This is a genomic window from Micromonospora foliorum, assembly GCF_022229015.1.
GTDB classification, from domain to species: Bacteria; Actinomycetota; Actinomycetes; order Mycobacteriales; family Micromonosporaceae; genus Micromonospora; species Micromonospora foliorum.
Genome location: NZ_JAKKFF010000077.1, coordinates 1 through 8,119 on the forward strand (window position 1 = coordinate 1; position 8,119 = coordinate 8,119).

The 8,119-nt window shown below is 73.6% G+C and carries 11 protein-coding genes and 1 pseudogene; 2 read left to right on the top strand and 10 right to left on the bottom strand.

The features are described from left to right. Both PSH25_RS07420 and PSH25_RS07425 read left to right on the top strand, forming a co-directional pair. Positions 1-2,103 (top strand): AAA family ATPase (locus PSH25_RS07420; protein ID WP_238658290.1); only part of this gene is annotated, 2,103 nt, incomplete at its 5' end. Between the two features lie 93 nt (positions 2,104-2,196). After that, the gene (locus PSH25_RS07425; protein ID WP_238658291.1) at positions 2,197-3,129 is read left to right on the top strand and encodes an SMP-30/gluconolactonase/LRE family protein; all 933 of its coding nucleotides are present in this window, start codon (positions 2,197-2,199) and stop codon (positions 3,127-3,129) included. 61 nt (positions 3,130-3,190) lie between these two features. On the opposite strand, the gene PSH25_RS07430 is transcribed toward PSH25_RS07425, so the two are convergent. The 10 genes and pseudogenes from PSH25_RS07430 to PSH25_RS07475 form a co-directional block, all read right to left on the bottom strand. Further along, entirely contained in the window at positions 3,191-3,544 is a 354-nt protein-coding gene (locus PSH25_RS07430) for a gas vesicle protein K (RefSeq protein ID WP_238658292.1), read from the bottom strand. Beyond that, positions 3,541-3,753: a gas vesicle protein gene (locus PSH25_RS07435; RefSeq protein ID WP_238658293.1), complete on the bottom strand. Its 213-nt coding sequence runs from the start codon at positions 3,751-3,753 to the stop codon at positions 3,541-3,543. Before PSH25_RS07435 ends, PSH25_RS07430 begins: the two co-directional genes overlap by 4 nt. Next, positions 3,750-4,577 carry a GvpL/GvpF family gas vesicle protein gene (locus PSH25_RS07440; protein ID WP_238658294.1) on the bottom strand — a complete coding sequence of 276 codons (828 nt, stop codon included), beginning with the start codon at positions 4,575-4,577 and terminating at the stop codon, positions 3,750-3,752. The genes PSH25_RS07435 and PSH25_RS07440 overlap by 4 nt, the downstream gene beginning before the upstream one ends. After that, positions 4,561-4,932, bottom strand: a complete 372-nt coding sequence (locus PSH25_RS34285) for a gas vesicle protein (RefSeq protein ID WP_238658295.1) — start codon at positions 4,930-4,932, stop codon at positions 4,561-4,563. The genes PSH25_RS07440 and PSH25_RS34285 overlap by 17 nt, the downstream gene beginning before the upstream one ends. Position 4,933: 1 nt before the next feature. Next, positions 4,934-5,263 carry a gas vesicle protein GvpO gene (locus tag PSH25_RS07450; RefSeq protein ID WP_238658296.1) on the bottom strand — a complete coding sequence of 110 codons (330 nt, stop codon included), beginning with the start codon at positions 5,261-5,263 and terminating at the stop codon, positions 4,934-4,936. Beyond that, entirely contained in the window at positions 5,232-5,552 is a 321-nt protein-coding gene (locus PSH25_RS07455) for a gas vesicle protein GvpG (protein ID WP_238658297.1), read from the bottom strand. The genes PSH25_RS07450 and PSH25_RS07455 overlap by 32 nt, the downstream gene beginning before the upstream one ends. A 3-nt stretch (positions 5,553-5,555) precedes the next feature. After that, the gene (locus PSH25_RS07460) at positions 5,556-6,311 is read right to left on the bottom strand and encodes a GvpL/GvpF family gas vesicle protein (RefSeq protein ID WP_238658298.1); all 756 of its coding nucleotides are present in this window, start codon (positions 6,309-6,311) and stop codon (positions 5,556-5,558) included. Position 6,312: 1 nt separating this feature from the next. Next, positions 6,313-6,684 (bottom strand): gas vesicle protein GvpJ, encoded by a 372-nt coding sequence (gvpJ, locus tag PSH25_RS34290; RefSeq protein ID WP_238658299.1) that lies wholly within the window; start codon positions 6,682-6,684, stop codon positions 6,313-6,315. Next, entirely contained in the window at positions 6,681-7,892 is a 1,212-nt protein-coding gene (locus tag PSH25_RS07470; protein ID WP_238658300.1) for an SRPBCC family protein, read from the bottom strand. The genes gvpJ and PSH25_RS07470 overlap by 4 nt, the downstream gene beginning before the upstream one ends. Positions 7,893-7,894: 2 nt before the next feature. Beyond that, positions 7,895-8,119: pseudogene (locus PSH25_RS07475) on the bottom strand (hypothetical protein); the annotation flags it as partial.

Below are 8,119 nucleotides of genomic sequence, written 5' to 3' on the forward strand. Positions count from 1 at the left end.
CCCGGCGACCCGGTCCGCCTTGCCGGCCGCCGGGAGACGGCCGGGATCGCGGCGGCGGCCGGGCCGGGCGCGAGCAGCGCCCTGCTGTACGCCGACGACCTGACGTTGGGCAACCTGGGTCTGCGCGACGGCGGTCAGGTGCGGGTGAGTCCGGTGCCGTTGGTGTCGGCGAGCCGCGTCGTCCTGGCCGGGCCGGTGGGGGTCGTCGCGGCGGTCAGCCCGGAGATGCTCCGACTCGCCCTGCTGGGCAAGGTGCTCACCGCCGGCGATGACGTGTCGCTGCTGCCGCAGGACGTGCTGCCGGACGCCTCGGTCCGCAGCCTGGTCGAGGCGGCGCGACGCAGCCTCGCCAACACCGTCGGTTTCGCCTGGACCAGCACCCTGCTCAGCGTGGTCACGGTCGAGCCGTCGGCCGGCGCACTGGTCACCATGGGCACATCGGTCGCCTGGGAGCACGGTGCGACGACCCACGGCGGGCCCGCCCCGGTCGGCACCGCGCCGGCCCGGCCGGGTACGAGCGGCGACGCAGTTCCGGCGGAGGACGCGCCCGACGTGGACGAGCTGCCCGGGCTGCGGGCCCAGGCCGAGGAGCTGACCGAGCTGCTGGACCTCGGCTTTCACCACCGGGAGGTGCTGGGCCGCCTCGGCACCACCATCTCGTTGGGGGTGTTGCTCGTCGGCCCGGCGGGCTCCGGGAAGTCGGCGCTGGTCCGGGCCGTGGCCGCCCGGGTCGGTGCCCGCGTTCACCCGCTCTGGGCACCCGAGGTGGCCGCGTTGGCGAGTCAGGCCGCCGCCGAGCGGTTGCGCGTCGCGGCGACGGCGGCCCGAGCCGGCGGGCCGGCGGTACTGCTGGTCACCGATGTCGAGGCGCTCGCACCCGCGGACGATCCCGGCCCGGTGGCGACGGTGTTCCGGCAGGTGCTGGCGGAGAGCATCCGCGCCGGCGTCGCCGTGGTCTGCACCACCGGCCGGCCGGAGGCGGTCGATCCCGCCCTGCGCGCGCCCGACCTGCTGTCGCTGCGGATCAGCGTCCCGCTCCCGGATCAGGCGCTGCGCCGCGAACAGCTCACCGTGCTGACCCGGCAGGTGCCGTTGGCCGACGACGTCCGGCTGGACGACGTGGCCGCGCGTACCCCGGGGTTCGTCGCGGCGGACCTGGCCGCGCTGGTCCGGGAGGCCGGGGTACGCGCCGCGTTGCGACAGAAGTCCGCCGAGACGCCGACGGTGTCGATGGCCGACTTCACCGCCGCCCGGGAGGTCGTCCGGCCGACCACGATGGCGGCGTCCACCCTGGACCTGGCCTCGGTGACCCTTGACGACGTGGGTGGGCTGGACGAGGTCAAGCAGACGCTGACCGAGTCGGTGCTGTGGCCGCTGACCTACCCGGACACCTTCGCCCGGCTCGGCGTGCAGCCGCCGCGCGGCGTGCTGCTCTACGGGCCGCCGGGCTGCGGCAAGACCTACCTGGTCACCGCACTGGCCGGGTCGGGGCGGGCCAACGTGCTGTCGGTCAAGGGCGCGGAACTGCTCTCCAAGTGGGTCGGTGAGAGCGAACGCGCGGTCCGCGAGCTGTTCCGTCGGGCCCGGGAGGCGGCCCCCACCCTGATCTTCCTGGACGAGGTGGACGCGTTGGCACCGGTACGCGGCCAGGCCACCGACGGGGGCACCACGGACCGGGTGGTCGCCGCCCTGCTCACCGAACTGGACGGGATCGAGACCCTGCGCAACGTGGTGGTGGTCGGCGCGACGAACCGGCCGGACCTCGTCGACCCGGCGCTGCTGCGGCCGGGCCGGCTGGAGCGGCTGGTCTACGTGCCACCGCCGGACGGGCCCGCCCGCGCGGAGATCCTGCGGGCCGCGTCCCGGCAGGTGCCGTTGGCACCGGACGTCGACCTGTCCGCCCTCGGCGAGGAGCTGACCGGCTTCTCCGCCGCGGACTGCGCGGCGCTGGTCCGCGAGGCGGCGTTGGCCGCGATGCGGGAGTCGCTCGCCGCCGCCACGGTCACCGCCGCGCACGTGTCGGCCGCCCGGGCCCGGGTACGCCCGTCGCTGGACCCGGCCCAGGTTGCCGGGCTGGCCGCGTACGCCGCCAACCGCCAATGATCAGAACAGCACAACCTTTTGTCGCGCCCAGGACGTTCCTAGGACGTCACATTCCTCAGTGGAGTCATCCACTGCGACGTCAGGTGGTGTTCCTTGCGCAAGCGGCTCTCTCTCCTCCTCGTCCCCCTCGTGGCGGCGGCGACCCTGGTCTCGATCGGCGCGCCGGCGACGGCTCATCCGACGAAGCCGTTCCCCACCCGGATCGCGCTGCCGAACGGGTTCACCCCGGAAGGGTTGACGATCGGCCGGGGCACCACCGTGTTCGTGGGGTCCATTTTGGACGGTGCCGTCTGGCGGGGTGACTTACGCACCGGTCGTGGCTCGGTGCTGATTCCCGGCACACCCGGCACCGACAAGGCGGGCCTCAAGCTCGACCCGCAGGGCCGGCTCTGGACCGCCGACTTCTCCGGCGGCGGCGCGAGCGTGTACGACGCGGACACCGGCACCAAGCTGGCCCACTACCAGTTCACCGACGTGCCGGGCAGCTACGTCAACGACCTTGTGATCACCGAGCGAGCGGTCTACTTCACCGACTCGGCGCGGCAGGTGCTGTACGTGGTGCCCCTGGGCCCGGGTGGCCGTCTTCCGGCCCCCACCGCCTTCCAGGTGCTGCAGCTCAGCGGTCCGGCCGCCACTCCGGACGTCTACCACAACGGGATCGTGGCACTGCCGGACGGCGATCTGCTGGTCGCGCAGATGCTGTCCGGCCAGCTGGTGCGCGTCGACCCGCGTACCGGCGGGAGCCGCCTCGTCGACCTCGGCGGCTACTCGGTGGAGCGGGCCGACGGGCTGGTGCTGCGCGGACGCACCCTCTACGTGATCCGGAACCTGACCAACGTCGTCGCGGTGGTCCGGATGAACGCCGGGTACACCGCCGGCGTGGTGCAGCGCGAGATCACCGGCCCGCAGCTGCGTTCGCCGGCCACCGGCGACCTGCTCGGCTCGGCGTTGTACGTGGTGAACGGTCGGTTCGACGTGGAGTCGACGCCGAGCACCGACTACGACATCGTCCGGCTGCCAGCCTGACCCAGGCTGCCGGCGGCGGCCCGCGCAGAGGTCGCCGCCGGCTGCCCGGTGCGGCCACGGGTCATTCGGTGGGGAGCAGTGGGCCAAGCGGGCCGAGGTCCAGGTTCAGGTCCTCCGGGGCCAGGCCGAAGTGCTCGCGCAGCCCCGTCATCTGCTCCTCCAGTGCCATTAGCGTCACCCCGATGCGCTCGACCTGCTCCTCGGAGAGGTCGCCAAGATCGACCCGGCGGAGGGCCTGCCGCTCCATCAGTTGCCGCAGCAACTCGACGACGGTGAGCACCAGGCTGGCCAGGCCGCGCTCGACCGAGTCCCGGTCCACCGTGATCCGACGGTCCAGCGGGGTGACCCGGGGCGGCTGCCACGACTGGGCGCCCAGCGCGGCGGCCAGCTCCCCAGCCTCGTCCCGCCCGGTCATCCGGTGTTCTCCGGCGAGGCCAGCGCCCCGACCGAGGCGACCAGCGCGCGCAGCGAGATGCGGACCAGGTCCACCTCGGCGATGGACAGGGTGATGTCACCGCTGATCACCACCCCGGTGGCGAGCACCCGGTCGAGCAGGTCGACGAGGGCAACCGGCCGGTAGGCCAGCGGATCGTCCGCGCTGTTCGGCGCGAGGGCGGCGGTCACCGCGACTCCCCGACGACGCCGTCGGGAGCCGGCCGTTCCGCCACGAAGGAGTACGCCGGCCACGGGCCGGTCAACTCCAGCCGCACCCCCGGGTGCCGGCCACCCAACGACCCGAGCAGGTCGGTGAAGCGGGACAACGCCGAGACGTCGACCAGGTACGCCCCGTTGAGGACCATCGGCGTGGGCGCACCCGAGAGCCGCCGGTCCTGCGGGGCGTGCCGGCGGCCCGCCACGGCAACCTCGCAGAGGGCGGCGTGCACCGCGTCCGCGGCGGCGCTCGCCACCTGCTGGTGTTCCTCCCGGGCGGTCAACTGGGCGCGTCTGCGACGCAGATACGCCGTCCCCACCCCGCCGGCGCTCGCCGCCTCGGCGTTCACGCTGGCGGCACCCGGAACCAGGTAACCCTTCACGCCCCACTCGCCGCGCCCGGTCAGCCGATCCAGGGTGGCGACCAGTTCGGCACGCCGGGCGGCGAGAGACGCGGCCACCCCGTCGTCGCCGCTGTGCACGGTGGCGAGCCGGGCCGGCACCACCGGCCCCTGGCGGGCCAACGTCTCGACCACTGCGTGGTGCGCCCGAGCCGCCCGCTCCAACCAGACCAGGTCCTCCAGGTTGCGGCGCAACGGCTCCTCGCCGTACTCGTCCATCGGCGCGGCGCTGACCACGGCGACCAGCCCAGCGGCGGACACCGCCCGGACCGGGCCACCATCCATTCCGGCGATCCCCGCCAACGTCGCCGGCTCGACGTCCCGAACCACGCCGTGCAGCCAGGCCCCGGCGGCCGGGGCAGACCGCTGGGTGGTCACCTCAGCCGTCGAACTCATCCCACTCCTCCACTTCGGCGCCGCGACGTCGCGCCCGGGACCGCCGCTCCACCTCGACCTGCGCCGGTTCACGCGGTTCCAACTCCACCGGCGGACGGGCCCGCGAGCTGAGCCACGGGTCGTGCTCCCACCAGTCGATGCCGATCTGACGTGCGGTGTCGACCGAGGCGATGACCAGTCGCAGCTTCAACGTCAGCAGCTCGATGTCGAGCAGGCTGACCCGGATGTCCCCGGCGATCACGATGCCCCGGTCGAGCACCCGCTCCAGGATGTCGCCCAGGTTCGCCGGCTCGTGACCGGCGGGCAGCACCTGGCCCGAGTTCTGCACCACCGACGGCGGCTGCCCAGCGGTCATCTCAATCCACCTCACTCTTCCCGCGCTGGTAGCGCCGCACCCGTCGATAGCCGAGCAGGTTTCCCTCGACGTCCAGCTCCACCTCGTAGAGGCCGAGCAGGTCGGTGGAGTTGGGGATCCGGCGTGTCTCCACCACCTCCACCCCGACCAGCCAACCGTCCTCGGTGGCCTCCAGCGACGTGGTCACCGACGGCTCGCGACCGGTCAACTCGACGAGCTGCCGCAGCCCCGCCCGGGCGGCCTCCGCCGCCGACACCGGCTCGACGTACTCCTCGTCGGAGTAACCGTCGGCGGTCGGCTCACGTCGCCGGGCGCGGTCGCCGTCGGTCATGGCGCACTCCTTCCTGGCGGGTCGGGCCCTGCCGGCGCGGACGTGGCCGCTCACCGGCCTGGCCCCCGCCCCCGGTGAGCCGGTCCAGCACCCGCTGCTCGGCCCGGTCGCGTTCCTCGGCGCTGAGCTCACCGGCTGCCGCCGCCGCGTCCAACGCCTCCAGCTCGCGCCGGATGTTCACCGGGTTCCGCTGTCGCGCCTCCGCTTCCCGGGCCACCACCCCGACCACCGCGGTGAGACCGCGCACCGGCGCGTACGGGAGGGTCAGCAGCGCCCAGAGCAGGTCCACCGGTCAGCCCGCCAGCTGGTGCGTGTCGACGAAGTCGTACGGGGCGAGCGGCCCGAGCAGCCGCATCCGCAGCAGGCCCCGGCGATCCCGCGCGTACTCCTCCAGCACGTCGACGAGGGCGTCCTCCTGGTCGGTGTCCACCAGGAGAGCCACGTGGGCCCCGTCCATCTCGTGGCCGGGCGGGCGCATCTGCGTGGAGACGACGTACTCGGCCGTCGCGTCGAGCAGCCGCCGGTTCTCCGCCTCGCGGCGCAGCTCCACCGCCTGGCTGATCAGCTCCCCGAGCCGGATCCGGGGCTCCCGGCTGGCCGCCTCGGTCCGGCCACGCACCTGCTCGGCCAGCCGGGCGGCGGCCGGGTTCTCGTCGAGGATGGCGCGCAGCAACGCCGGTTCCTCGAAACGGCCCTGCACGACGTACTGCACCCTGCCCTCGAACTCGGCGAGCGCGGCGGCGAACCGGTCGTGGTGCGGTCGCAGCAGGTCGAGCACCGCGTCCGGGCCGGTGACCACGGTGCCGAACCGCACCGGCAGGACCGGCGCCACGACCGCTGTCCCGTCCAGCAGTTCCTGGTACGCCCGAAGGTCGGCCGACCGGCCCAGTGGCGCATCCAACGGCACCTCGCTGACCAGGGCCCCGAGGTCGCCGTGCCGAACCACAGTCACCTCGCCGGGCGGCTCGCCGACCCCGGCGGCGTCGGGCGTCGCCTCCACGTCCGCCGGCACCAGCCCGTAGACGAAAAGTCCGGTCTCCCCTGCCATGTCAGCCCCTCCCGAGGTCCCGCACGTTGCCGGTGGCGTCACCGACCGCGTCGGTGACGTCCCGGACCGACCCGGTCACGTCCCGGACCGCGCCGGTGACACCGCCGACGAGGCCGCCCAGCCCTCCACCTTCGCTCGGGGAGATGTCCAGCCGGTCGATTGCCTCGGCGAACCGCAGGTACGTCTCGATGCTCGCCACCACCACCCGTGCGTTGATCTCCACCAGGGGGATGCCGACGACCCCGACCGTCACCTGCGCGTCGATCACCACGCCCTTGTCGAGCACCGTCTCCACCACGTCGGCGAGCCCGCCGGCGGAGCCCACGTGTTCCAGGGCTCCCCCGGCGGCGGCATCGCCGGCGGCCAGCGTCACTCGTCCTCCTCGCGGCGGCGGCGCACCACGGGCCGGCGCGGCGGCTCGGATCCACGTCGGACCGGCGGACGGGGTCGCTGCGGCTCCTCACGGGGCTGGGGCCGGCGGGCCCGCTCCGGCGCGCGACGTCGGGGCCGCGGCGGAGGCTCCTCGTCGGGTTCGTCCGCGTACCCCTCGTCGTAGCCGTCCTCGTACGCCTCGTACTCCTCGTCGTACTCCGGCTCGGCCGGTCGCCGTTGCGGACGCTGGCGCAGTCGCCCGCCGGGCCGGCGGCGCGGTTCTTCCTCGGCCGGCTCCTCCTCGGCGTACTCGTCTTCCTCCGGGCCGGCCGGCGCCCCACCGCGCTGCTCCTGCCCCCGTTCGCGCTGCTCCCGCTCCTCGCGCAGGCCGGTCTCGTGGTCCTTGACCACCTGGGAGTCGCGGATCTCGCCACGCCAGCCCTCGACCTGGTCCGGGTCGAGCACCGCCTCGGTCATGACGTGCCGGACGAAGTGCTTCAACTCCAGCCGCACCCGCCGGCCCTGGGCGCGCCACAGGTTGCCGGTGTGCTCGAAGAGCCCCTGCGGGTGGTACTCCAGCACCACCAGGATGCGGGTCAGGTCCGGGGTGACCTCGTGGAAGCTGACGGTGCCGTCGACCGAGCCCTTCTCGCCCTTCGACCGCCAGTGGATGAGCTTGTCCGGCACCTGGCGGACGACTGTCGACTCCCACGTCCGGTGCGACCAGAAGACCTGCGCCTTCCAGGTCATCTTCTCGTCCGAGTCGTTCTCGGCCTGCTCGACCTTCTTCATGAAGCTCGGGAAGTCGCCGAACTGCGTCCACTGGTTGTACGCGGCCCGGACCGGCACACCGACCTCGATCGTCTCGACGATGTTGGTGACCTTCTTCTTGCCGCTGCCCTTACCGCCGCCCGTGCGGCCCAGAGCCGACATCACCTTCTCCTTACCGCCGGCCACCCCGGCGTGCAGCATCGCTTTCACCGGCGACCCGCCCTCGGCCAGCTTCTGCGCGCCGGTGGCGGCGGCGATCAGACCGGGACCGCCTCCCTGGCGCGCGTACTCGCTGAGGCGGCCGGTCGCGCCGGTGATCCGCTCGGTCACCACGCTCATCGCACGCTCGCCGATCGCCCCGGCCAGGTTGCGCACCTCGTCGGCCAACTGGCCACGAAGCTTGTCCCCGAGGCCGGCAGCGTTGGTGTTCCCCGCCATGGTCACCTCCCCCGCCGCTGCTCGGCCGCCGTACTGTCCCGGTCGTTCGTCGCGTCCTGGTCGTTCCTCGCGTCCTGGCCGTTCTTCGCGTCCTGGTCGTTCGTCGCGTCGCCGCTCTTGTCATTGCTGCTCTGGTCGCCGGAGCGCCGACGCAGGGCATCAGCGGAGCCGCGCAGGCGGCCGGTGAGCGCGTCCACGCCGCTGCCCGCCGCCGCGGTCGCGGCCGC